17 protein-coding genes and 2 tRNA genes are annotated in these 24,911 nt (G+C 62.0%); 7 read left to right on the plus strand and 12 right to left on the minus strand.

Annotation, left to right across the window (positions count from 1 at the left end; translation table 11 throughout):
• The first annotated feature begins 3 nt into the window (after nt 1-3).
• On the plus strand, nt 4-834 hold the full coding sequence (locus tag NO932_RS15900) for an aldo/keto reductase (RefSeq protein ID WP_309208311.1): 831 nt from the start codon (nt 4-6) through the stop codon (nt 832-834).
• A 71-nt stretch (nt 835-905) separates the two neighbouring features.
• On the opposite strand, the gene NO932_RS15905 is transcribed toward NO932_RS15900, so the two are convergent.
• The 4 genes from NO932_RS15905 to cpdR form a co-directional block, all read right to left on the minus strand.
• On the minus strand, nt 906-4,043 hold the full coding sequence (locus NO932_RS15905; RefSeq protein WP_309208312.1) for an AsmA family protein: 3,138 nt from the start codon (nt 4,041-4,043) through the stop codon (nt 906-908).
• Between the two features lie 219 nt (nt 4,044-4,262).
• Nucleotides 4,263-4,337: transfer RNA gene (locus NO932_RS15910), tRNA-Val, on the minus strand.
• 78 nt (nt 4,338-4,415) lie between these two features.
• Nucleotides 4,416-4,490, minus strand: a tRNA-Val gene (locus tag NO932_RS15915).
• A gap of 121 nt (nt 4,491-4,611) precedes the next feature.
• Nucleotides 4,612-4,971, minus strand: coding sequence for a cell cycle two-component system response regulator CpdR (gene cpdR / locus NO932_RS15920; protein ID WP_309160010.1), 360 nt, complete (start codon nt 4,969-4,971; stop codon nt 4,612-4,614).
• A 152-nt stretch (nt 4,972-5,123) separates the two neighbouring features.
• Here cpdR and NO932_RS15925 point away from each other — a divergent pair, with 152 nt between their 5' ends.
• Both NO932_RS15925 and hisN read left to right on the plus strand, forming a co-directional pair.
• Entirely contained in the window at nt 5,124-6,047 is a 924-nt protein-coding gene (locus tag NO932_RS15925; RefSeq protein WP_309208313.1) for an N-formylglutamate amidohydrolase, read from the plus strand.
• A gap of 302 nt (nt 6,048-6,349) precedes the next feature.
• Nucleotides 6,350-7,144, plus strand: a complete 795-nt coding sequence (gene hisN, locus NO932_RS15930; protein WP_309211068.1) for a histidinol-phosphatase — start codon at nt 6,350-6,352, stop codon at nt 7,142-7,144.
• Here the strand turns inward: hisN and NO932_RS15935 are convergent.
• The gene (locus NO932_RS15935) at nt 7,141-8,109 is read right to left on the minus strand and encodes an alpha/beta hydrolase (RefSeq protein ID WP_309208314.1); all 969 of its coding nucleotides are present in this window, start codon (nt 8,107-8,109) and stop codon (nt 7,141-7,143) included. The genes hisN and NO932_RS15935 overlap by 4 nt on opposite strands.
• Before the next feature lie 378 nt (nt 8,110-8,487).
• Between NO932_RS15935 and NO932_RS15940 the strand changes: the two genes are divergently transcribed.
• The 3 genes from NO932_RS15940 to NO932_RS15950 all read left to right on the plus strand — a co-directional run bounded on the left by NO932_RS15940 (nt 8,488) and on the right by NO932_RS15950 (nt 15,602).
• Entirely contained in the window at nt 8,488-8,940 is a 453-nt protein-coding gene (locus tag NO932_RS15940) for an Hsp20 family protein (RefSeq protein WP_309208315.1), read from the plus strand.
• 516 nt (nt 8,941-9,456) lie between these two features.
• A complete protein-coding gene (gltB, locus tag NO932_RS15945; protein WP_375142891.1) occupies nt 9,457-14,163 on the plus strand; it encodes a glutamate synthase large subunit in 4,707 nt (1,568 codons plus the stop codon).
• Nucleotides 14,164-14,177: 14 nt separating this feature from the next.
• Nucleotides 14,178-15,602 carry a glutamate synthase subunit beta gene (locus tag NO932_RS15950; RefSeq protein WP_309208317.1) on the plus strand — a complete coding sequence of 475 codons (1,425 nt, stop codon included), beginning with the start codon at nt 14,178-14,180 and terminating at the stop codon, nt 15,600-15,602.
• Between the two features lie 46 nt (nt 15,603-15,648).
• Here the strand turns inward: NO932_RS15950 and NO932_RS15955 are convergent, their stop codons facing one another.
• Nucleotides 15,649-16,818 (minus strand): DUF459 domain-containing protein, encoded by a 1,170-nt coding sequence (locus NO932_RS15955; protein WP_309208318.1) that lies wholly within the window; start codon nt 16,816-16,818, stop codon nt 15,649-15,651.
• A 43-nt stretch (nt 16,819-16,861) separates the two neighbouring features.
• On the minus strand, nt 16,862-17,860 hold the full coding sequence (gene galE / locus NO932_RS15960) for a UDP-glucose 4-epimerase GalE (RefSeq protein ID WP_309208320.1): 999 nt from the start codon (nt 17,858-17,860) through the stop codon (nt 16,862-16,864).
• A 128-nt stretch (nt 17,861-17,988) separates the two neighbouring features.
• Between galE and galU the strand changes: the two genes are divergently transcribed.
• Nucleotides 17,989-18,885, plus strand: a complete 897-nt coding sequence (gene galU / locus NO932_RS15965; RefSeq protein ID WP_309160002.1) for a UTP--glucose-1-phosphate uridylyltransferase GalU — start codon at nt 17,989-17,991, stop codon at nt 18,883-18,885.
• Here the strand turns inward: galU and NO932_RS15970 are convergent.
• The 5 genes from NO932_RS15970 to NO932_RS15990 form a co-directional block, all read right to left on the minus strand.
• Nucleotides 18,869-20,302: an outer membrane beta-barrel protein gene (locus NO932_RS15970; RefSeq protein ID WP_309208321.1), complete on the minus strand. Its 1,434-nt coding sequence runs from the start codon at nt 20,300-20,302 to the stop codon at nt 18,869-18,871. The genes galU and NO932_RS15970 overlap by 17 nt on opposite strands.
• Before the next feature lie 87 nt (nt 20,303-20,389).
• The gene (gene hemH / locus NO932_RS15975; protein WP_309208323.1) at nt 20,390-21,412 is read right to left on the minus strand and encodes a ferrochelatase; all 1,023 of its coding nucleotides are present in this window, start codon (nt 21,410-21,412) and stop codon (nt 20,390-20,392) included.
• Nucleotides 21,413-21,540: 128 nt separating this feature from the next.
• The gene (locus NO932_RS15980) at nt 21,541-23,163 is read right to left on the minus strand and encodes a DUF1007 family protein (RefSeq protein WP_309208325.1); all 1,623 of its coding nucleotides are present in this window, start codon (nt 23,161-23,163) and stop codon (nt 21,541-21,543) included.
• A gap of 15 nt (nt 23,164-23,178) precedes the next feature.
• Nucleotides 23,179-24,081: a LysR family transcriptional regulator gene (locus NO932_RS15985; RefSeq protein ID WP_309208326.1), complete on the minus strand. Its 903-nt coding sequence runs from the start codon at nt 24,079-24,081 to the stop codon at nt 23,179-23,181.
• A complete protein-coding gene (locus NO932_RS15990; protein WP_309208328.1) occupies nt 24,078-24,881 on the minus strand; it encodes a creatininase family protein in 804 nt (267 codons plus the stop codon). The genes NO932_RS15985 and NO932_RS15990 overlap by 4 nt, the downstream gene beginning before the upstream one ends.
• Nucleotides 24,882-24,911: the final 30 nt, after the last annotated feature.

Raw genomic sequence — 24,911 nt, forward strand, 5'->3', positions numbered from 1 at the left:
ACCATGATCAAAATCCCGCAGACCAAACTACCCGATGGGTCGCATATGCCGGTGTTCGGACTGGGCACTTGGGGCATGGGCGAGGATCGCAACACGTTCGATGCCGAAGTGGCCGCATTGCGCGCCGGAATGGATCTCGGGATCACGTTGATTGATACGGCTGAAATGTATGGCGATGCCGAGCTTGTCGTTGGCGAGGCCATCTCGGGGCGCCGTAACGACCTCTATCTGGTGAGCAAGGTGCTGCCCTCGAACGCCAGCTATGAGGGAACGATCGGGGCATGCGAAAACAGCCTCAAGCGTTTGGGCGCCGATCGTCTCGATCTCTATCTGCTGCATTGGCGTGGCAGAGTTCCTCTCGAGGAGACAGTACGGGCGTTCGAGCACTTGCAGAAGGCAGGCAAGATCGCGCGTTGGGGCGTGTCCAATTTCGATGTCGACGATATGGAAGACCTTGAGGCCGTGAGCAGCGATTGCGCGGCAAACCAGGTGCTCTACAACCTGACGCGCAGGGGGATCGAACACGACCTTCTCGGCTATTGTCGCGAACGATCGATGCCGGTTATGGCCTATTCGCCAATCGAACAGGGTCGCCTGGCTCGCCATAACGCCCTCAATGAGATCGCCAAGGCGCATAGCGCCACGACGGCGCAAATTGCTTTGGCGTGGGTTCTGAGCAAACCAGGCGTCGTTGCTATTCCCAAGAGCAGTCGGCCTGAAAGAGTGGCGGAGAACTTCCGTTCGCTCGAAATCGGGTTGACCGATGCCGATCGCGCCTTGCTCGATAGCGTCTTCCCTCCACCTCGTTCCAAACGGCCCTTAGAAATGATCTAGGTCGTCCGCAAAACGATTCCCAGCTACCGCTGACGAGACATGGCCGGGTTCACACAGCTCAAAGGATTCAGTTATTGCGCGCCAAGCTGCTCGAGAAGGTTCCTGATCGAATCGACGTTGTTCGGCGCGACCTGAGGTGCGACCGCGTCGAAAAGCCTATCGGTCAGATCAGGTTGCTCGGCCGGTTCCTGCGCGACCTCGGATACAACCGCCTGGCCGGTTCGAGGATCCTGTCTGGGAAGAGGGAACGGATCGGCCGGCAAAGCAGCGATGCTCTCAGTCTCAGGAGCCATTCCGGCAGGCTGTGCTGGTGCCTCCGGCACTTGAACAGCTTGCTCGCCGTTCCGCTCCCCTAAAATCGTGTTGAGGAGGTCCTGCCCATTGGCAGGAATGACGCCGTTCGCCTCTCCGGACGCGCTGCCAGCGAGGCCGCCGATGAGTCCCGTCAGAACGCTGTCTGAAATCGCATCAGTGCCGTCACCAAGAACGCTCTCGAGATCGACCTCCGATGCACCGGCCGCCAGCTGGCCGATATTGCCGCCCAGTTGGGAAATTGCCTGCAACGCCTGGTCGGGATTGGCCAGAATGCCCGAAACATCGGGATAGATGCTTGGACCGGCGAGCGCACCTGTCACGATGACAGGCATGCCGAGCCCAGAGACGTCGAACTCGCCACCCTGCCCGTCGAGCGATCCGACCACACGCGGATCGAGCCGTACATCGATGGTCTGGGCGGCAAGATCGATATTGCCCTGCCCGCTCATGCGCACCAATGGCCCGAGCAGTCTCAGATCATCGAAACGCCCGACCCCGTTTTCGATCCCGACAGATACCGAAAGCTCGGCAAACTCGGTCTTCGCATCAGCGTTCTCGGTATAACCACCATTGATGAGCGATTGGACATTGCGCACGAGGCCCGCCACATCGATGCCCCGCACCGCTCCATCGGAAAACATCACGCTCACCGGGCCCTTGAGCGACCGCGCGAAAGCCTCGCTATTGTTGCCAGCGCCACTCACCTGCACGTTCGCCGTTAGCTTGCCCTCGATATGCTCGAAACCCGCCGCATCGATCAGGAACGGCAGCGACTCGACGCCTTCCATGCCGGCGACAAGCTCTATGGCCGGAACGTCGCCGGCGCCGTTTGCCGTCACATTGGCCGTAACGCCACCGCCATAGAACGCAGCCTCGGGCACCGACAGTCTGGCGACACCATCAGCCACCGAAAGCGATGCTGTTGCCGGGCCAGCCTTGATGCTGCCGTAGCCGATCTGATTGGCCGTAAGCCGGATATCGGCATCGAACTGCCGCAATATGGCAAGGTCGATGTCCGAGGGACCCGAGCTGGTCGGAGCCGCAGTCGTGCTCCCACCTGTCAGTCGGGTAAAGTCCAGCATGTCGACCGACAGGGCCGCCGTGACCTTCGGCTTACCCACTCTCGTGACCGATAGTGAGCCGCCGGCATTGATATCATCGAGGCCAATAGCGGCCTCGCTCAGTGCGAATTCGGTATCGCTGACGGCGATATCGCCGGAAAAGGCAAACCTGCCCAGCGGCGTTCCAGTGTCCTGGCCGAACCAGCCCAGGGCGCGGCTCAGGGAAGCAGCCGAAATTTCCGCCCTTCCGGAGGCCGCACCATTGAGTGCCACCGTCCCGGAAAAATTCGCATTTACCGGCGGAGACCTGAAATCGAGCGCTGCGGTGCCCGGCTGTCCCATGAGCAGATCGGCCAGCGCGAGCGTGCTGTCAAAACCGATCGTCTCGCCGTTCCATTGGGCCGTGCCCGAAACGGCCAACGGCTGCCGGATATCCTCGATCCGCGCCGTGGCATCGAGCGCGTCGATTATCCCGGCGCCCGACCCTGCGACATCCGCCAGTTGCGGTGCTTCGATCCTGCCGTTGGAAATGGAGACTTCGCCACGCAGGTTGATCGAGTTGCGAATAGCCTCCGCATCCATCCCGAAAAAGGCATAGCCGAGTTGCGACGATAGCTGGCCAGTAGCCGGCGCCGTTTGCCCGGCGAGCGCCATGAGATTCTCCATGTCGATGGAAGCGATATCGAGGGTGCCGCTCGATTGGAGCCGATCGGAATTGAGGTCCACGAGCAGACCTGCGTCGAGGCTCCCTCCGGCGATCTCTGACGAGCTGACATTTGCGTTCAACTCGCCATTTTGGAGTTGCGCTCCGATGATGACGTCGCGGGCGATGGCTTGACCGGCCTGCATGGCCTCAGCGCGCAGTTCGATATCCGCATCGAAGCCCCGGAGCGCCGACAAATCCACTCCGTCGCTCGACGCCTGAGCGGTTTCGCTGGCGCCAGCGTTTGCTTCCGCCGGTTGCCAATCGGAATAGTCCAGAACACCGGCTTCAACTCTTGCCATCACGAACGGACGATCTCCGGGCGCATAACTGACATCGAGCCGCATCGTCTGCCCGATCGAATCGATTTCACCACCGGTAATGCGATAGCTGCCGTCCTGGGCAAGCTGAATGCTCCCCGAGGCTGCGAGGTCTGCGAGAATCGGATGCGGCGGCTGTTCGTTTTTCGCCGAAAGAGAGAAGGTGGCGGGTTGGCGATTCAAAAGATCGCGGAGCGATCCGATATCTGCCGCAAGCTCCATCCGATTGCCGTCGACGGTGCCCGAAACAGCAAGCGAAGCCGGCTCACTTATCCCTGGGACCGAGAGGCGCAGATCAATGTCACTGGCGATGGGTTCGATGGCACCCTCACGATTTTGGGCAACCTCACCGCCGATGACATCCAAATGGTCGATCGCCAACCTTTCGAGGTAGCCAGCCGCCACTTCGAAAATATCCTGTCCTTGGGTTGCCGGCTCCGGTTCCGTGCTAGATTCAGCCTGCGAGGCTTCGGCCAGCACGATGCGCGGGCTCTGCAATTCGATGCCCGTGATACGAATCTGATCGGAAAACAGCGACATCAACTCGACCGAAGCGACCGACCGGGCGGCCGAGATCGAAATTGCGCCATCGCCCGATACATAGGAAAGGTCTTCAGCAACGACGCCAAAATCGGGAAGTACCGAGAAGCGGATCGGACCGCTCAGAGAGACTTGCGCTCCCGAGCTGTCGGAAAGCTGTCGCGCGAGGGCGGTCCGCAACGCATCGGAACTCAACGCCAAGGGAATGACGAACACCAACCCCGCCAGCGCGACGGCCAGGCAAACGCCCCCAACAATGACCTTCCTCATGGAAGCCCTCATCACTCTCGTGAATCAATGCTCCCAGTGTGGAACGCCACTTGGTAAGGATGTCTTAATCATACTTCACGGGGTCGACACACCCGCTCCGCAGGGTTCGACCCGAGCTGACGATGCCCGTTAAGACCCATCCTGGTTCAGACGAACCACAGACCACTATCTGCAGCGAAGAGCCAGCCGGAAAAGAACTAAGAATTCCAGTAAGATATATGGTGGGTGTGACAGGGATTGAACCTGTGACCCCTGCCGTGTGAAGGCAGTGCTCTCCCGCTGAGCTACACACCCGCTCGGCATGTCCGTCCAAGACGGTGCCAGCGAAAGGCCCCTGAATCAGGACCGCCCCGCCAAGGCGGGGAGAGAGAATGGTGGGCGTAACTGGGATTGAACCAGTGACCCCTACGATGTCAACGTAGTGCTCTCCCGCTGAGCTATACGCCCACTCTCTCGACAATTCCGCCAGCGGCGGAACGTGGGGCGGATACACCACAAAGGGCGGTCGGGGTCAATAGGTTTTTGCCGTTTTGTGACGGCCGCGCCAACTCCCCGGCAACCGATCCGATCAGGCCGCCAGCAGGCGCTCGACTTCGCCCACCAGATCACGCAGATGGAAGGGCTTGGACAAGACGGACGCACCCTTGGGCGCTTCGCTATCGGGGTTGAGCGCGACGGCGGCAAAGCCGGTGATGAACATCACCTTGAGATCGGGATCGAGTTCGGTGGCGCGGCGCGCCAGCTCGATGCCGTCCATTTCCGGCATCACGATATCGGAGAGTAACAGCGTGAACGGCTCCTCGCGCAGCCGCTCATAGGCCGATTTGCCGTTGTCGAAAGCCACGACGTCATATCCGGCGTTCTTGAGCGCACGGGTAAGAAACCGGCGCATGTCAGCATCGTCTTCGGCCAGCAAAATCCGGTTCATGGTCACCCTTCAGCCTGGGTTCTTAGTTCACGTTCTCAGCCGTTCCGGCCATGATTCGCATGTTTTACGAAACAGGTGCCCCACGCAACAGTCACAATCACGTCGACGGTCACCGCTTTTGTGGACAACGGTGGCGGGGCGGTGCAAACTCAATGGTCATCCGCTTATTCGTTCGCGCGGCTTCGGGGTTATACGTGCAATCAGACTATTTCGACAGACCTGCGTTCGAAACCGTGCGCCCGCGACGCCAACTCGCTCCCATCGTGGTCAATTCTCCACATTCGGGCCGCGATTATCCGCAGCGCTTCCTCAAGCTCTCGCGGCTCAACGAAACAACGATCCGCCATTCCGAAGACGCTTATGTCGACGAGATCTTTGCGCGAGCGCCCCATATGGGCCTGCCGCTGCTGCGCGCCAATTTCCCGCGCGCCTATCTCGACGTGAACCGCGAGCCCTATGAGCTGGACCCGCGCATGTTCCGCGAGCCGCTGCCCGATCATTTCAATACCGCTTCGCCGCGCATTGCCGCGGGCCTGGGCACCATCGCCCGCATCGTCTCGGAGAACCGCCCCATCTATCGTGAGCCGCTCACGCTCGAAGATGCACTGATGCGCATCGAGGGCATCTATAAACCCTATCACAAGACGTTGCAGACGCTTTTGAGCGAAACGCTCGCCAATTTCGGCGTCGCCGTGTTGATCGACTGCCACTCCATGCCCCGGCTCAACCGCGGCAACGACCGCACGGCGCCCGACGTGGTTCTGGGCGACCGGTATGGAACGACCTGCGCCCCGGTCCTGATCGATACGGTCGAAATGGTCTTTGCCGGTGCCGGACTCAAAGTGGCGCGCAACAGGCCCTATGCGGGCGGCCACACCACGCGCACCTATGGACGGCCGCAATACGGCATCCACGCGCTACAGATCGAATTCTCCCGTCACCTCTATATGCACGAGCTCACGCTCGCCAAGCATCAGGGATTTCCGCTGATGCAGCAGCTTGCCGAAACTCTGCTCGCCACGCTCGTGCGTTTCGATGCAGTGGCCCTGGCGCGCACGCAGCTCGCGGCCGAATAAGCTGAATGGAGAAAAGAGTGGGCCGCTCTGGGCGGCCCAAGTCAAGGGAGGAAACATTGGCGACAGAGAACGGCAGAGCCGAAAAGAGTCACCAATCCATCATGCAATATCGTGCTTGAACCTTTTTTCGCCAAAGCGCAAGCCTGCCGCTCCCCCGATGCTCGCAATCGATCCGCGCTGTTGCAAAAAGGAATCACTTCTGTAAAGCCATTTTTAACGAAATGGCATTTGATCGCGCCTAGACGGCGATTATCCGTGTTCCTGCAACATTTTGGTTCCCCATGACAATTTCGTCACCCTCCATGCTTTCCGACGCGGCCATCGCCGAAACATTGCTGGCCTGCGCGGACGCCGCCCGGCCCACGACGCTCAGTCGATTTCGCACGCAACTTGTTGTGGATAATAAGCTCGCCGGCGGCTTCGATCCGGTAACCGAGGCCGATCGCGCCGCCGAAACCGCCATTCGAGAGATCATCGCCAGCCGATTCCCCGATCATGGAATCATCGGCGAGGAATGGGATAACAAAGCTACGGCGACGCCATACAATTGGATCATCGACCCCATCGATGGAACTAGGGCTTTCATTTCCGGCATTCCGGTATGGGGCACGCTGATCGGGCTCACCCATGAGGGCAGATCCATCGCCGGGCTCATGGAACAGCCCTATACCGGCGAATATTGGCTGGCGGTCGGCGGCCGGCTGCGCCACGCCCGCAACGGAACGGACCTGCCCGCCAAGGCGAGCGGCGTCACCCGCCTCACCCAGGCGCGCGCCAGCACCACCTCGCCGGAGCTCTTTACCGGCCCGCACCTTTCGGCCTGGACGGCGCTTGCTCCGCGGGTATTGCAGGTTCGCTACGGGCTCGACTGTTACGCTTATTGTCTTCTGGCCACCGGCCATCTCGATCTCGTGGTCGAGGCAGGCCTCAAGGACGTCGACATCGCCCCCCTCATCCCCATCATCGAAGCGGCCGGCGGGGTGGTCACCACCTGGGATGGCGGGCGCGCCGAACAGGGCGGCACCTGCATTGCCGCGGCAACGCCAGAACTGCACGCCGAAGCCATGCGGCTGCTGCGCGAAGCCATGCTTGATTAGGCGGATTGCTCGGTCACGAACGCGTCAAACGCGGCCAGGACCTGCGCCCGGATCGCATCGGCTTCCATGAACAGTTCATGCCGTGCGCCCGGGATCACCACATGATGGCCGGCCCGCAGGCGCAGGCCCAGCGCTTCACTTGCCCGCGTCTCGACGACGCTATCGAGCGCCGCCGCACAGATGAACACCGGAATCTTTAGCGTTTGAGGGAAGTCGTCCTCATTGGCCCGCCGCATGGCGGCGAGCGATGAGCCGATCCAAGCGAGCGTGGGAAATCCCACGAACAATTCCCGCCGGGCCGCGAGGATTTCGACACTGCGCATATAGCGCGCCTTGTCCGAGGTCAGCGGATTGTTCTCGAACCGGTCCTCGCTCTGCGCTTTTTCTTCGCGCCGGCCGACCGGCATCCTCGAGAGGCCCAGGAACCGCGCGGCGTTGATGAGCCGCGAGGACCATTTAAGCGACAAGGGCAGGCCCGGAAGGCTGACCATCGGCGAGGAGAGGAACACGCGGTCGAACATCAGCCGATCGCGTGTCGCGGCCAAAAGCCCGATCAGCCCGCCCGTCGAATGGCCGACGAGATAGAAGGGCGGCGGACAGTCGGGCAGCACGATGCCCGAATGGAAATCTCTAAGGTCTGTCCAGTAGTCGTCGAAATTTTCCACATAGCCGAGCGTGCGGTTGCCGATCAGGCGATCCGAACCGCCCTGCCCGCGCAGATCGAAGGTCGCAACGGCAAAGCCGCGCTTTTGGAAATCGACGATGGTCTCGAAATATTTTTCCATGAACTCGGTCCGCCCCTGCACCAGGACGATCGTACCCCGCGCAATTGCGCCCAGCCGGGGGAAAAGCGCGTAACGCAAGCGCACCCGGTCGCTGGTCGTGAAATAACCGACCTGGGCGCCATGCGGCACGGGATTGGATGGAAGATGAACCAGGCTGGGTTCGGATTGCGTTGCGGCCATGTTCACCGGTGCGTCTCCTTGGGAAGCGGCAAGGATATCCAGTTGAGGTAAACGAGGCCAGAACGAGCAGGGAAAGTACGCAGGCGCCGTTGCGGGGGGCGGTGAACGGCGCCTGCGCCTTTGGCATGACCCCGTTTCCGAGATCACATGCCCCCTTCTACCCCTTGGCGTCTGAACGCTCCCCGAGTGCTTCATTCATATTCGGTTCAGCCTCGAAAATCGGATCTTTTGCACCCCTTGAAGCGGAAAAATCGACACCTATCTCAAACCTGTCCGCCGGATGATCCGGGGACGCCGCCGACACCTCGCTTGCCAATGATGGGAGCGATCCGCCGGCAGCAGTGAACGTGATTCTTGCTACGTCCAGGAGAACACAGAATGCAACGCTATGATTTTTCCCCCTTCTACCGCTCCACGGTCGGCTTTGACCGCCTGTTCTCGCGTCTCGACAATCTTGTCGGCGAAGACGCAAAGACCTACCCGCCCTACAATATCGAACGCACCGGTGACGACACCTACCGCGTGACGATTGCGGTTGCCGGGTTCTCGTCCGGCGATATCGCCATCGAGACCAAGGAGAACAGCCTCCAGGTCAAGGGCTCCCGCGCCGCCAATGGCGATAAGCGCGAATTCCTCCACCGCGGCATTGCCGAACGCGCCTTCGAGCTGCGCTTCCAGCTTGCCGATTATGTCGAGGTTTCCGGCGCTTCGCTTGAAAACGGCCTGCTCCACATCGATCTCAAGCGCGAGATTCCCGAATCCAAGCGTCCGCGCCAGATCGAGATCAAGAGCAACGGCGCTCAGACCATCGAGGACAAGACGGTCAACTAAGCCGTCTCATATCCCGACGTTCCTCCTCCCGAACGTTGAAGCGGGCGTCCGGCCTTCTGGCCGGGCGCCCGTTGCCGTTTTGGACTGCGTATCCTAAAACCCCCGTACCGCTCTTGCCGCCGCGCAAAAAATCTGCCAATGTCGCGCAAAAATTAGGGCAGGAATGCTGTCCATTATTGACAAAACAGGGGCCATCCGGCACAAGCTGTGCTAGGACAAACCTGCCGGGATGCCGAACAGGTGCCCCGGAAACAAATCGCAGGATCGACCGTCTCCCGGAACGAACTGCGTCGCCAGCCCAAAGCCCGCCCATTTAAATGGAAGGAGCGGCCTGGCGGAACCCGAACAAGGGTTCGTTTTGAGCGGCCATTTGGATGCAGCGCCGCTCCAGTGTAAATAACCGGTCTGCTCACCCGAGCCGTACATTGATCCTTGTACGACCCGAGCGAGCGACCTGCACGGAAGCTGCAAACGCAATCTTCCGTTAACTTTGGCGAGGACCTGGCAATGGGTGAAATGGACAAGAGTTTGATCGAGGCGGCTGCGCAGATTCAGGGCACCCCCGCGACCAAACGTAATCCCGCCGCCCAGGGTCTTTATGATCCGGCCAACGAGCACGATGCCTGCGGCATCGGCATGATTGCCAACATCAAGAACAAGCCCAGCCATGAAGTGGTGCAGAAGGGCCTCGAAATCCTCGAGAACCTTGAGCATCGCGGCGCCGTGGGCGCCGATCCGCTCATGGGCGACGGCGCGGGCATTCTCGTGCAGATTCCGCACGCCTTCTTCGACAAGGTCACAGATTTCGACCTGCCCGAAAAGGGGGCCTATGCGCCCATCATGATCTTTTACCCCAATGACGGCCTGCGTGATCGCTGCGCCAACCTCGTGCGCGAGACGATCCGATCCGAAGGCCTGACAGTGCTTGGCGAGCGCGTCGTCCCGTTTGACAACTCAGCGCTCTCGGAAGGCGTGATCGCCACCCAGCCGATCATTGAACAGATGTTCGTCGCCCGCCCCGCCGATATCGCAGACGTTGACGCCTTCGAGCGCAAGCTGCTGATCGTGCGCAAGGTGATCTCCAACACCGTTTATTCGGAAATCCCCGAGGTACAGGGCGACAACGGCTTTTACATCGTTTCGATGTCGGCCCGCACCATCGTCTATAAGGGCATGTTCCTGGCCGACCAGCTCGGCAAGTTCTATCCCGACCTGCACGACGAGGCGTTCGAAAGCGCCATCGCGCTGGTCCACCAGCGCTTTTCCACCAACACCTTCCCGTCCTGGAAGCTGGCTCACCCCTACCGGATGACGATCCACAATGGTGAGATCAACACCATCCGGGGCAACGTCAACTGGATGGCCGCCCGCCAGGCATCGGTCGCCTCCCCCGCCTTTGGCGAGGAGATCTCCAAGATCTGGCCAATCTCCTATGAGGGCCAGTCCGACACCGCCTGTTTCGACAATGCGCTCGAATTCCTCGTGCGTGGCGGCTACTCCCTGCCCCACGCCGCCATGATGCTCGTGCCCGAAGCCTGGGCCGGCAATACGCTCATGGATGAAGAGCGCCGCGCCTTCTACGAATATCATGCAGCGCTCATGGAGCCCTGGGATGGCCCGGCCGCCATGTCGATGTCCGACGGCCGCTATGTGGTGGCAACGCTCGACCGCAACGGCCTGCGTCCGGCTCGCTATCTGGTCACCAAGGAAGGCCACGTCGTCCTCGCTTCCGAATCCGGCGTCCTCGACATCCCCGAAGAAGACGTCGTCGAGCGCTGGCGTCTTCAGCCGGGCAAGATGCTGTTCATTGATCTCGAGGAAGGCCGCATCGTTTCCGACGACGAGATCAAGAAGGCGCTCGCCGCCAAGAACCCTTATGCCAACTGGCTCGCCAAGACCCAGATCGTGCTTGAGGACCTGCCCGAAACCGAGCCCAAGGCTCCTGCGACGACGGAAAGCCTGCTCGATCGCCTGCAGGCGTTCGGCTACACCCAGGAAGACGTCAAGCTTTTGATGGAGCCCATGGCGACGACAGGGCAGGAAGCCGTGGGTTCGATGGGCACCGATACCCCGCTCTCGGCGCTCTCGGACAAGCCCAAGCTGCTTTATACCTATTTCAAGCAGAACTTCGCGCAGGTCACCAACCCGCCCATCGACCCGATCCGCGAGGAATCGGTGATGAGCCTGGTGTCCTTCATCGGGCCGCGCCCGAACCTCTTCGATCTTGAGGGCCTATCGACCACCAAGCGGCTCGAGGTGCGCCAGCCCATCCTCACAAACGAGGATCTCGAAAAGATCCGCGCGCTCGGCGACATGGCCGACAATCAGTTCCATACCGCAACCCTCGACATCACCTATGATGCCTCCAGGGGTATTGCCGGCATGGAAGCGGCGCTCGAAGCGCTCTGCGAACGCGCCGAACAGGCCGTCACCAATGGCTACAACATCATCATCCTCTCGGATCGGCTGGTCGCGGCCAACCGCATCGCGATTCCCGCGCTGCTGGCGACCGCTGCGGTGCACCATCACCTGATCCGCAAGGGCTTGCGCACCTCATCGGGCCTCGTGGTTGAAACGGGCGAAGCCCGTGAAGTGCACCATTTCGCGGTTCTGGCCGGCTATGGCGCCGAGGCGATCAACCCTTACCTCGCCTTCGAGGCGCTGGCCGCGCTCCACAATGAGGAGGAATTCCCCTCCGAGGTGGATTCCAACGAGGTCATCTACCGCTACATCAAGTCGGTGGGTAAGGGCCTGCTCAAGATCATGTCCAAGATGGGCATCTCGACCTACCAGTCCTATTGCGGCGCCCAGATCTTCGACGCGGTCGGACTTTCGACCGAGTTCGTCAAGCGCTTCTTCTTTGGCACCGCGACCACCATCGAGGGCGTCGGCCTCAATGAGGTGGCCGAGGAAACCCTGCGCCGGCACAAGCTGGCCTTTTCCGACGACGCCGTGCTGCGCAAGTCACTCGATGTCGGCGGCGAATATGCCTATCGCATGCGCGGCGAGGCCCATGCCTGGGGACCCAACACCATTGCCGATCTCCAGCACGCCGTACGGCTGAAGGACGAGACCCCCGAAACCGCCCAGGAGCGCTACGACGCCTTTGCCCGCGCCGCCAATGGCGAGAACGCGCACCGGCTTTCGATCCGCTCGCTGTTCACCATCAACCCGCTGGGCGAACCCGTCGACATTTCGGAGGTGGAATCGGCCGAAGCCATCGTGCGCCGGTTCTCGACCGGGGCCATGAGCTTCGGATCGATCTCGCGCGAGGCTCACACCACCCTCGCCATGGCCATGAACCGTATCGGCGGCAAGTCCAACACCGGCGAAGGCGGCGAGGATCCCGAGCGCTTCAAGCCCCTGCCCGATGGGTCGATGAACCCGCAACGCTCCGCCATCAAGCAGATCGCCTCGGGCCGGTTCGGCGTCACGACCGAATATCTGGTCAACGCCGATATGCTGCAGATCAAGGTCGCCCAGGGCGCCAAGCCCGGCGAAGGCGGTCAGCTCCCCGGTCACAAGGTCGATTGGGTCGTCGCCAAGACGCGCCATTCGACCCCCGGCGTCGGCCTGATTTCGCCCCCGCCGCACCACGATATCTATTCGATCGAGGATCTGGCTCAGCTCATCTACGACCTCAAGAACGTCAATCCCGAGGCGGATGTCTCGGTCAAGCTCGTCTCCGAAGTCGGCGTCGGCACGGTTGCCGCAGGCGTCGCCAAGGCGCGCGCCGACCACATCACCATTTCGGGTTTTGATGGCGGCACGGGTGCGGCTCCGCTGACTTCGCTCAAGCACGCGGGCGGTCCGTGGGAGATCGGCCTTGCCGAAACCCACCAGACCCTCGTCCTTAACCGCTTGCGCTCGCGCGTGGCGCTACAGGTCGATGGCGGCTTCCGCACCGGGCGCGACGTTCTGATCGGTGCGCTGCTGGGCGCCGACGAATATGGCTTTGCCACCGCGCCGCTGATCGCGGCCGGATGCATCATGATGCGCAAGTGTCATCTGAACACCTGCCCGGTCGGCATCGCCACCCAGGACCCGGTTCTGCGCAAGCGCTTCAAGGGCACGCCCGAGCACGTCATCAACTACTTCTTCTTCGTTGCCGAAGAGGTCAGGAAGTTGCTCGCCGAAATGGGTGCCCGCTCGATCAACGAGATCATCGGCCGCTCCGACCTGCTCGACCAGACCCGGCTTAACGATCACTGGAAGGCCAAGGGGCTCGATTTCTCCAAGCTCTTCTATAAACCCGAGCCGATCGGCGGAGATTCGATCTATCACACCGAGTTCCAGAACCATCACCTCGAGGCCGTGCTCGACCGCGAGCTGATCGCCAAGTCGCGCGAAGCGATCGACACCCGGACACCTGTCCAGTTCGAGATGCCCATCCGCTCGCTCAACCGTTCGGCCGGTGCCATGCTGTCGGGTGAAGTGGCCAAGAAGCACGGCCATAAGGGCCTCGCCGAGGACACCATCTCGGTGACCTTGCGCGGCACGGCCGGCCAGAGCTTTGGCGCTTTCCTCGCCCGCGGCATCAGCTTCGACCTGATCGGAGACGCCAACGACTATGTCGGCAAGGGGCTTTCGGGCGGCCGCATCGTCATCCGTCCTTCGGAAAAGACGCAGATCGTACCCGAGGAATCGATGATCGTGGGCAACACGGTGCTCTACGGCGCCATTGAAGGCGAATGCTACTTCCGTGGCGTCGCCGGCGAACGCTTCGCCGTGCGCAATTCGGGCGCCGTGGCCGTCGTCGAAGGCACCGGTGACCATGGCTGCGAATACATGACCGGCGGTGTCGTCGTCGTCATCGGCAAGACCGGCCGCAACTTTGCCGCCGGCATGAGCGGTGGCGTCGCCTATGTGCTCGATGAAGAAGGCAATTTCGGCACCCGCTGCAACCTCGCCATGGTCGATCTCGAACCGGTGGCCGAGGAAGAAGAGCTGATGCGCAAGATCCACCACCATGGTGGTGACCTCGAATGGCACGGCCGCGTCGACGTCTCGGGCGATATGACCAAGCACGACGACGAGCGCCTGTTCCAATTGATCAGCAATCACCTGCACTACACCGGCTCGACCCGCGCTAAACAGATCCTCGACAATTGGGAGGAATACCGTCCCAAATTCGTGAAGGTCATGCCGGTCGAATACCGCCGCGCTATGCAGGAAATGGAAGACCTGCGCACGGGCCGCTCGCGCCCCACCGCAGCCGAATAAAGGAGAGAAAGCCAATGGGTAAGGTTACGGGCTTTCTTGAGATCGATCGCCAGGAGCAGCGCTACGAGCCGGCCTCGGACCGCGTGCGCCACTATCACGAGTTCACCATCCCGCTCACCGAGCCGGAGGTGCGCAACCAGGCCGCACGTTGCATGGATTGCGGCATTCCCTATTGCCATGGCGATACGGGGTGCCCTGTCCACAACCAGATCCCGGACTGGAACGACCTCGTCTACAATGACGACTGGGAAGAGGCCGCGCGCAATCTGCACTCGACCAACAATTTCCCCGAGTTCACCGGCCGCATCTGCCCCGCCCCGTGCGAGGAAGCCTGTACGCTCAACCTCGAGGACATTCCGGTCGCCATCAAGACGGTGGAACAGGCCATCGCCGACAAGGCCATCCGCGGCGGCTGGGTCCGTCCGCAGGTTGCAGACAAAAAGACCGGCAAGAAGGTCGCCATTGTCGGTGCCGGACCGGCTGGTCTTGCAGCAGCCCAGCAGCTCGCCCGCGTCGGCCATGAGGTTCACGTCTATGAGCGCGAGCCCAAGCCCGGCGGCCTGCTGCGCTACGGCATTCCCGACTTCAAGATGGAAAAGCATCATATCGATTTCCGTCAGGCGCAGATGGAAGCCGAAGGCGTCGTCTTCCATTTCGGCGAAAATATCGGCATCACCCGCCCGCTTTCGGAGCTTCAGGCAAATCACGAGGCTGTCCTGCTGTGTGGCGGGTCCGAGCATCCCCGGCATCCGGGCTGCGAGGGCACCGAACACGCCGGGGTCCACTATGCCATGCCCTATCTGGTGCAGCAGAACCGCCGCAATGGCGGCGAGGCGGTGACCGAGGAGCCCATCCTGGCCGCGGGCAAGAACGTCGTCGTTATCGGCGGCGGCGACACCGCCTCGGACTGCGTGGGCACCGCCTTCCGCCAGGGCGCCATTTCGGTGACTCAGCTCGACATCCGCCCTCAGCCTCCGGTCAAGGAGGACAAGCTGACCTCCTGGCCCAATTGGGCGGTCAAGATGCGCACCTCGTCCTCCCAGGCCGAAGGCGTAAATCGCGAATTCCAGGCGGGCACGGTCGAAATCATCGCCGACGAGCGCGGCCACGTCTCGGGCGTCAAATGCGCCCGCGTCGGCGTTGACCGCAAGCCGATCGAAGGCAGCGATTTCATTCTCCCGGCCGAACTGGTGCTGATGGCCATCGGCTTTGCCCACCCGGTCCATGAGGGCATGCTCGAACAACTGGGCGCCAAGCTCGACAAGCGGGGCAATCTGTTCGCCGATACCTTCAGCTATAAGACCACCGTGGATGGCGTCTACGCCGCCGGCGACATGCGCCGGGGCCAATCCCTGGTCGTCTGGGCCATTCGCGAAGGCCGGCAGGCTGCGCGTGCGATCGATCTCGACCTGATGGGCGAGACGACGCTGCCGCGCTAGAAGCGACTGAGAGTAAGGCCCCGGACACCCGCTCCGGGGCTTTTTTCTACCGTCCGGTGGGATTTTCCACGTCGCCCGCCGCCCGTCCCAACCCGAAGGCATCGACACGGCCAGCGGGTGCCTGCAGCATGTCTTCGAGCGCGAACCCACGCGCATCCGCCGTCGGCGTGCGGGCAACGACGAGATCGCCAGCCCTTTGCGCGGTCCCGCCCAAATCCTGGACCAGGCTGGCCATGTCGACCAAACGCATCTGCTCTAGCCCCTGGAAGGGTGGGCGCAGCATACCGGCCGCATCGGTGCCGGCGAGAAGATCGGAAACTTCCGAGGTGCTGCCCGAAAGGCTGACCCGGCTGCCCTCCGTGGCCAGCGCGCGATCGATGTAAAAGGCCACCTTGTCGGCCCCGGCCGCGGAAAAATGGATGCCATCGCCTTTTCGCATGGCGACGATGTTGCCGTTGAGATCCGGCCCGTCGGCGCTGTAGCCGCCGTTTTCGCCCAGATAGCGGTCGTAGGTTTCAACCCACTCACCGCCCACAGCGCCCACCGCTGCCTTGTGGATCGAGGAGATCTGCGCCATGGCGGCGCCATAACTGGGCTGTTCCATGGGCGGCAATTCGATCCAGACGATCTCCTTGTCCGCCGCGCTTAGATCGCCCAGGAATGCGTCGAGCCGCTCGCGATAGGCGCTGCGCCAGGGGTCGCTGAGCGCCTCGGCTCCATTGAGCGCCTGCCGGTCGTTGATGCCGATGGCGACAACGGCGATGTCGAAACTGTCGGCCACGATCTCGTCTTCGATCGCTTCGTTCCAGTCGAAAAAATCGTCGCGCACGAATCCCGATGATCCGACGGCGTTCTCGATCACTGCGATTTCCGGATTGTCCGCATAAAGCCGCTCGAGCGCCCGCGCGAGATCGACCGCCAGGGAATCGCCCATCACCATGATCCTGCGGGCGTTTTCGGACTTTTCCACGTCGGGCGCTGCCGCTGGCTGGGGCGCCGGCTGGCGTGAAGGCTGCGGCGCAGGTGCAGGTGCCGGCTGCGGCCTGGGCTGCTGGGGCTGGACGACCGCGGGCGGCGGTGTCGGTTCGTCGTCACGCCCGAACAGCACCTCGAACAACGTCCGGGTCGTGCGCTCCTGCGCCGTGGCGCTCGAAACGAGCACCCCGGACAGGAGCACCAGGACAATGGCACGGACGCGGGCGTGGAAAACCGACATACCGCTTTTTAGCCCAGTTCGGCCTGCCCCGAAAGCAGCCGGCTCAAAGAATGGAGGGGCGGTCGTTACGGGTGTCGAGGTATTTTTCCCATTTATAGGCCATTTCGACAATGCCGGCGAGGTCGTCGTGGCGCGGCTGCCATCCCAGCGCCTTGATCCGATCGGCCCCCGCAACGATGGAAGCGGGATCGCCTGGCCGCCGGGGGCCATGCTCGACGGGAAAGTCGATGCCGGTCACGCGCTTGACGGTCGAAACCACCTCATCGACCGAGAACCCGCGCCCATAGCCGCAATTGACCGTGAGGCTCTCCCCGCCCTTGCGCAGATGCTCGAGCAGCAGCCCGTGTGCCGCGACCAGATCGGAGACGTGGATATAGTCGCGCACGCATGTGCCATCGGGGGTGGGATAGTCGTCGCCGAAAACGCTCATCTTTTCCCGGTGCCCCAGCGCGGTCTGCACCGCCACCTTGATCAGGTGCGTCGCGCCAGCGGTCGATTGGCCGGCTCGCATCTGCGGGTCGGCACCCGCCACGTTGAAATAGCGCAAGACCCCGTAGGTCATCGGGTGCGCCGCCGCCACATCGGCCAGCATCCATTCGCTCATGAGCTTGGACTTGCCATAGGGCGAAACCGGCGAGAGCACCGCGTCTTCGGCGACGGGCTCGAGGCCCACCATGCCATAAACCGCCGCGGTCGATGAAAAGATGAAGTGCTTGACCCCGCCGGCGACGCAGGCCGCGATCAGGTCGCGCGTGTTAACTGTGTTGTTCTTGTAATATTTGAGCGGATTTTCCACCGATTCGGGCACCACGATCGAGCCGGCGAAATGGATAACCGCCTCGATCCCGTGCTCCGCGATCAGCCGTTTGACCAGTTCCGTGTCGGCGACATCGCCTTCCACGAGCTTTACGCGGTGATCGACGAGCCAGGGAAAACCAGTCGTCAGATTGTCGAGCACGACAACCGATTCGCCGGCATCGGCGAGATGAAGAACCATGTGGGAACCGATATATCCGGCTCCACCTGTCACCAGAATAGCCATGATCTTATTCCAAACGAACGACACTTTCGCCCCCGCTCATAGCGGAAGCGGAACGAAACCGTTACCCCAATCTTGCATTAAGGCATTGAAACTGTCTTAGTTTATTGCGCACATCCAAGGAGTATCCAGTGGTCCGCAGAGTCCGTACTGCCGTTTTTCCCGTTGCCGGCCTCGGCACGCGCTTTCTTCCCGCAACCAAGGCCATGCCCAAGGAAATGCTGACGGTGGTCGACAAGCCCGTCATCCAGTACGCGGTGGACGAGGCCCGTGAAGCCGGAATCGAGCATTTCGTCTTCGTCACCGGCCGCAACAAGGGCGTGATCGAAGACCATTTCGATCGCCAGTTCGAGCTCGAATCCACCCTTGAGACACGCGGCAAGCACGAGGCGCTCGAACAGTTGCGCCGTGAATTGCCCAAGGCCGGCCAAACCAGTTTCACCCGCCAGCAGGAGCCGCTCGGTCTCGGCCACGCCGTCTGGTGCGCGCGAGACATCGTCGGCCGGGAGCCCTTTGCCCTGCTTTTGCCCGACATGATCTTCAAGTCCGAGCCCGGCGTTCTCAAGCAGATGATGGACGCCTATGAGGAAACAGGTGGCAATATCATCGCCGTTGAAGAAGTGCCCCACGAGGAGGTCTCTTCTTACGGCGTGGTGGCCCGCGGCGAGGGTCCCGATACAGGTTTTTCCATCCAAGGCATGGTGGAAAAGCCCAAGCCCGAGGATGCACCCTCCAATCTGATCATTTCCGGGCGCTACATCCTGCAGCCGGAAATCTTTATGCTGCTGTCCGAGCAAACCGTCGGCGCCGGCGGGGAAATCCAGATCACTGATGCCATGCAGCATTTGATGGATATGCAGCCCTTCACCGGCGTCAAATATGATGGCCGGTCCTTCGACTGCGGCTCCAAGATCGGGTTCCTCACGGCCAATGTCGTCTTCGCGCTTGATCGCGACGACATTGCCGATGCCTTCATGAAGGAACTCAAGACCCTGACCGGGGATATCCCGATCAGTATTGCAGGCTGATCCCGCCGCTCACCCGATGCTCGTCCCGGCGCGCATCCGCCGCGCCGGGGTCTTCGCGCAATCCATACTCGTAATCGAGGGTAGCGCTGGTGTGCGGGCCGATAAGCACATCGGCCCCGATTCCGGCTGAATAGAGCCGGCTGGCCGGGGTTTCATCGTCTGGCGCCAGCCATTCGAGGCCTGCAGAAGCCCGCAATCCCAGCCAGGAATTGGCGGTATGGGAGGCCTCAAGGCCCGCCAGATAGCGCGTACTGGCCCCTCCGCCATCCTCTCCCGGTGTCAACTCGGTTTCAAGGCTCGCAACGATCTGCGTCGTGGGGCTGAACCGGTAGCCCAGAGCAGCGCCATAGAGCCAACTTTGCGCGTCGGCCAGCCGCGCGGCGTCATAGTCCCGCCAGCCCGACCCGAGCGATAGTTCCGCCACCAGCACGTCGTTCCAATTGCCCGCGATTCCGCCGCGCAGGGTATAGTCCGCGCCATTACGGTTGAGGCCGAGATCTGGATCGGCTCCATCGAAATCGGTGCGCCCCGCCGTGCCCTGGCCGAAGATTTCGAGCACCGGGGTCACCGCGTAACCAAGCCGCAGCCCGCCCTCGTAGTGGGTATAGCTTTCGTCGTCATTGTCGATCTCGATCCCGTCGCTGCGCGTCGACGACCCAACCCATTCGCGATCCAGCCCGAGGCTGACGGTCGCGTCCAGCCGCCCGAAGGTCTGCGTATAAGCAGCGCCCAGGCCACCGGAAACGATGAGTGGGGTCGTAATGAGATCGGCGGTATCAACCGTCAGCGCCTGTGGATCGTCCTGCGAAAGCGCGAAATCGGCGTTGAACGCCAGGTCCGCCGAGGGTGAGAGCCTGTATTCGGTATCGAACGCCACCTGCGCGTCGGCAATGCGCGGGTCGTCGGAACGCGGCTGCACCAGCGTTGCGGACGCATCGAGCGTCACATCGGCCGCCCCGACCGAGCGGGAAAAGCCGATGGACGGAATGGTCAGCATTTCGAAGCGCTCCTCATCCTCGCTGCGGACATAGGCGCCGCGCAGGCTGATACCGTAGGCAAGATCTGCATGGTCGCTTGAGGCCACGGGCGTCGAGACGGGGGCGGTTTCAGGCAGGACCGGAACTGGTGCCGGTGCAGCGGGAAGAGCGACGCTTGGCACCTCTGCAGGGGCGACTGTCGCAAGCGGCGCGGGGGTGGAAGCCAGCGCATTTGCCGGCAGTATCGGTCGCGCCAACAGGCGTTCGGCTGGAAAATCGCATAACGTTCCAGCCGGGCAGCCGACGCCAAGCGAACCGCGCAACAGGTCGGGATTGTCGGTACGCGAGCCATCGCCCTGCGCAAAGCCCAGCGAGACGCCAGCCAGCGCGCCACCGCCGGCCAGAACCACCAGTGCGAGGCTGCGCGTGCTTTGGCCCAAGGTCGAAAATTCCGTCAGTATGGAACCGCATCCGCGACGCGCTTCACAAATCTAAACGGAAGCTTTCAGTTCATGGTTAAGAAAGCTTTAAAGCCAGCCGGAAAGCTCCTTGCGTACGATGGCTTCGATCATCGCCATGCCGTCGGGCGTATCGTTGAGGCACGGGATATAGGCGTAGCGCTCGCCGCCGGCATGCATGAATTCCTCTTCGCCCGTGATGGCGATTTCCTCGAGGGTTTCGATGCAGTCGGCCGAAAAGGCCGGCGCGAGAATGGCGACCTTCTTGATGCCTTTTTCGGGCAGCGATTTCAGTGTCTCGTCGGTATAGGGCTGCAGCCATTCGGTGGGGCCGAAGCGGCTCTGGAAGGTGACCATGAGCTTTTCTTCCGGCCATCCGAGCTTTTCGCGCACCAGCCGCGTGGTCTTCTGGCATTGGCAATAATAAGGATCTCCCTTCTCGAGATATTCCTTGGGCATGCCGTGATACGACGTGATCACCAGGTCGGGGACAAAGTCGAGCGCCTCGACGCCCTCCTTTATCGATTTCGCCAATGTTTCTATATAGATATCTTCGGCGAAATAGGCCGGAACCGTGCGTACGGCCGGCTGCCAGCGGATGTCCTTGAGCGCAAGGAACGCCTTGTCGTTGGCGGTCGCGGTGGTCGTCGCCGAATATTGCGGATAGAGCGGGAAGAGCAGGATGCGGTCGCAGCCCTGGGCATGGAGCTTTTCGATGGCGCTCTGGGTCGAGGGATTGCCGTAGCGCATGCCGTATTCGACGATCACATCTTCGCCGGCCATTGCCGCACCCAGCTTTTCGGCCTGGGCGCGGGTGATAACCCTAAGTGGGCTTTCGTTTTTTTCCTTGTCCCAGATGCGCGCGTAATTGGCGCCGGCCTTTTGCGGGCGGAAGGAGAGGATGACGAGATTGAGGATGGGCCACCACTGCCATTTGGGCGTTTCGATCACCCGCGGGTCGGAGAGGAACTCTTTGAGATAGCGGCGCACGCTCCAGTAATCGGTGGCGTCGGGCGTGCCGAGATTGAGCAGCAGCACACCGATTTTGCGTGGTTTTACAGTAGGATGATCGGGCGGCAAGTGAGCGTTCATCAGTATCCCGGGGAAGCGGATGTGAGGCGTTGATTTTGTTGCGCGCACAATAGCGCCAACGCGCCGCAGGGCAACACTTTGACGCTGAAATGCGGCCATTTGCCCAGTTTATCGGGGCATTTGCGCCTTTAAAGGCTGGCGAACAACAAGATCATGCCGAAGCCCATCACCAGGAGCGCTCCGGCGAGTTCCATCCACCACAGGACCGATACGCCAAGCGCGCCGCCGCCGGTGAGCCTCAGCGCACCGCCTTTCAAGAACACGGCAAGCGAGGCGAGGATGGCGACCGTAATGGCGGTGCCCAACCCCATGAGAAACGTAGCGAAAATGCCCGCCGGCAGGAGGTTTTGGCTCAGCGCGAAAACCAGCACCACCAGCGCGCCCGAGCACGGCCGCAGCCCCACCGAAACCACGACACCGAGCGCCTCGCGCCAGTTTCCGCCGGTCTGATCGGGGGTGACGACGTGATGGTCGCAGCCATCATGGTGGTGGTGATGGTGGTCCGAATGTGCCGCATGTAGGGGTTGAGATCGGGGAATATGGCCATGATCGACGGGTCTAGCCCCGTGTTCACGTCCATGGTCATGCGAACCTAGGATTTTTCGCGTCGCGAGCCAGGCTCCGAGCAGCGCGACGAGCCCGTAGGAGACGATTTCGATCCACCGCGCCGCCTCGCTCATGGCGATCGAGGTGAGGCGCAAAACGCTGGCGGCGATAAGCACGAACACCACCGCGACCACCGACTGCATCATGGCCGAAAGGAAACTCAGGACGATGCCCCGGCGGAGCTGGCGTTCGCTGGCCAGGACATAGGAGGAGATCACCACCTTGCCATGCCCCGGCCCGGCGGCGTGGAAGACGCCGTAGAGGAAACTCAGGCCCCCAAGTATCCAGAAGGCGTTGCCGTCTTCGTGCAGGGCACCGAGCGCATTGGTCATGGCGCGGTAGAAATCGCGCTGCTGAGCGGCGATCCAGCCGAAAAACCCGCCCTGGGTGGGAACGAGCGAGGTCTCCGCCGGCGGAGCGGCGAACGGGGTGGCCGGGCGCTGGGTGGTGACCGTTTCGATGGCGTCGAGCGCGGTGGCGGGCGTTCCGGCCGGACAGGTGACGGTGACCAGATTGGCCAGATCGCGTGCCGCCTGCCGCAGATCCTCGGGCAGTTCGGTTACATCGGGCCCCAGCATCCACAGCCGCCCCTCGAGTTCGGGATCGATGGGCTGGGGTTCCTTGGCCACCACGGTGCAGCCCTCGGGCGCGCCTTGGAGGGTGACGGAATCGGCATCCGGAAAGGTGAAGGCGGCGTAATATTCGGGATCGCCCACCTCGATATCGTAGATGCCGTTGACGCGCTGGGGTTCGGCGAAGGCCATGGTGAAGGTGAGCGTCACCTGGCCGTTTTCGAAAACCATGGAAGGATCGCTCGCTCCGGCCACCGCGGCATGGCCGTCGAGACCTTCGGGGTCGGCGAAGGTGTAGTACGAATAAAAATCGAGACCTTCGATGTTCTCCTCGGCCAGCGGCTGGAGCTCGGTCGGGGTGAGCACACCGTCGCCATCGGCGTCGAGCCCCTGGATCGCCCAGGCGGAAAAATACTGATCGAACGTCCAGTGATGGCGCATGCCGACAATGGCGCCGTTTTCGAACAGCACCTCGCCGGCGGCATCGATCCACACATGAGGATGGGCCTGGACCGGCGAAGCGAGGCCGAGCAAGGCCAGTCCGGCCAGGAGCATTCCGGATGCTGTGCGCAAGAACGATGCCATGGATCAGGAATTGACCGGATGGGTTTGGAACCAGTCGACGAGGAAATCGATCAGCGCCCTCACCTTGCCCGAGAGATGCCTTCGATGCGGATAGACAGCCTGCAGGAACGGGCGTTGCGGCAGATAATCGACGAGAACCGGCACCAATTCCCCCTTCTGGACAGCCGAATCGACAAGAAAGCTCGGCAGTAGCGCGAAACCGAGGCCTTTTTTGGCCGCCACCAGCGCGCCAACGGGCGAATTGACGCGTACCGGGCCATCCACATGCACGGTGACCGTCTTGCCATCCTCGATGAACTGCCAGTTGGCCTGCCCGGTCATGTTGGTGTCGATGATGCAAGGCACGCCCTTGAGCGCCTCGGGCGTTGCGGGCGCCCCATGAGCCTTGATGATCTCGGGCGCGGCGAGAACGGCCACCGAGGTTTCGGCGATCTTGCGCGCGATCAGCGAGGTGTCGCTCATTTTGGAAATACGCAGCGCCACATCGATCCCCTCTTCGACGAGATCGACCATGCGGTCTTCGAGCCTTAGATCGAGGGTGACGTCGGGATGGGCGCGGGTGAATTCGAACAGCGGTTCGAGGAGCGTGGATTCGCCGAAATTGCGCGGGGCGGAAACGCGCAATATGCCGCGCGGGGCGGCGGACTGCTCGGTAATCGTGGCGTCGAGATCGTCGAGCTGGGAGAGGATTTCCCGCACCTCCCGGTAATAGGCCTCGCCCGCCTCGGTGAGGCTCAATTTGCGCGTCGTGCGGTTCATCAGCCGCACGCCCAGATAATCTTCGAGATCGGTGACGTATTTCGACAGCAGCGCCTTGGACCGCCCGTGAATGCGCGCGGCGGCCGAAAAGCCGCCGGCGTCGAACACCTGCACGAAGGCGCGGATACGGGCGAGATCCTGGGTCATGCGGACTGTCCTTGTTGCCTGAGCCAGGAAAGGTCGAAGCGGGCGACATCGTCAAGCAATTGGCAAAAGCCCGCGATAATGTGATCGGCGAGCAGGGCCCCCTGCTCCGCCGTCGCGATGCTCGCATCGCCGGCAACGCCATCGGGATTGAGATCAGCGCTAAGCCAGCCGAACCGGTGCCGGCCGGTGGCGGAAAGATGGGTCATGCCGCTTTCGATGGCCGCAAAGGAAGACGGGAAATTCTTGGCCTTTTCCATATCCACAAGGTGCGGCGCGAAATGGAGCATGAGCGCGGTTTCGATGGCCCCGCCATGGATGCCGTATTTGCGCTCGTCATAATCGTAGAGCGTTTCCAGTTGCGCAAAGCGCATCCATGCGGTGCCGACGGCCAGCATGCCCAGTTCTGCCCGCGCCCTGAGGATGACGCTATCGACCACCGCCGTGTTGCCGCCATGGCTGGAAACGATCACCAGCCTTTTGCCGCCGGCGCGCGCCCATCTTTTCGCCGTGCCGAACCAATCGGCCATGAGGTCGGCTTCATCCCGGCTTTGGGTTCCCTCGGCCCACAAATGCTCGCGCGAAGCGCCTACGCGCTGGATGGGCAAAACGACAGCGTCAATGTTACTGGGAAGATGGGCGCCGAGCGCGTTAAGATGACCCTCGGCGATGTCGCAATCTGTGGTCGCCGGCAAGTGCGGACCATGTGCCTCGATGGCCGCGACCGGCAGGATGGCGATGCTTGCCGTGGTGAACCGGTGGTCCTCAAGCGCTTCCATTTCTGTCACACGCGTGAGCGGCAAGGAACGACTCCGGCGAAATTCCATTTGCCA

Source organism: Pelagibacterium sp. 26DY04, from assembly GCF_031202305.1.
Taxonomy (GTDB): Bacteria; Pseudomonadota; Alphaproteobacteria; order Rhizobiales; family Devosiaceae; genus Pelagibacterium.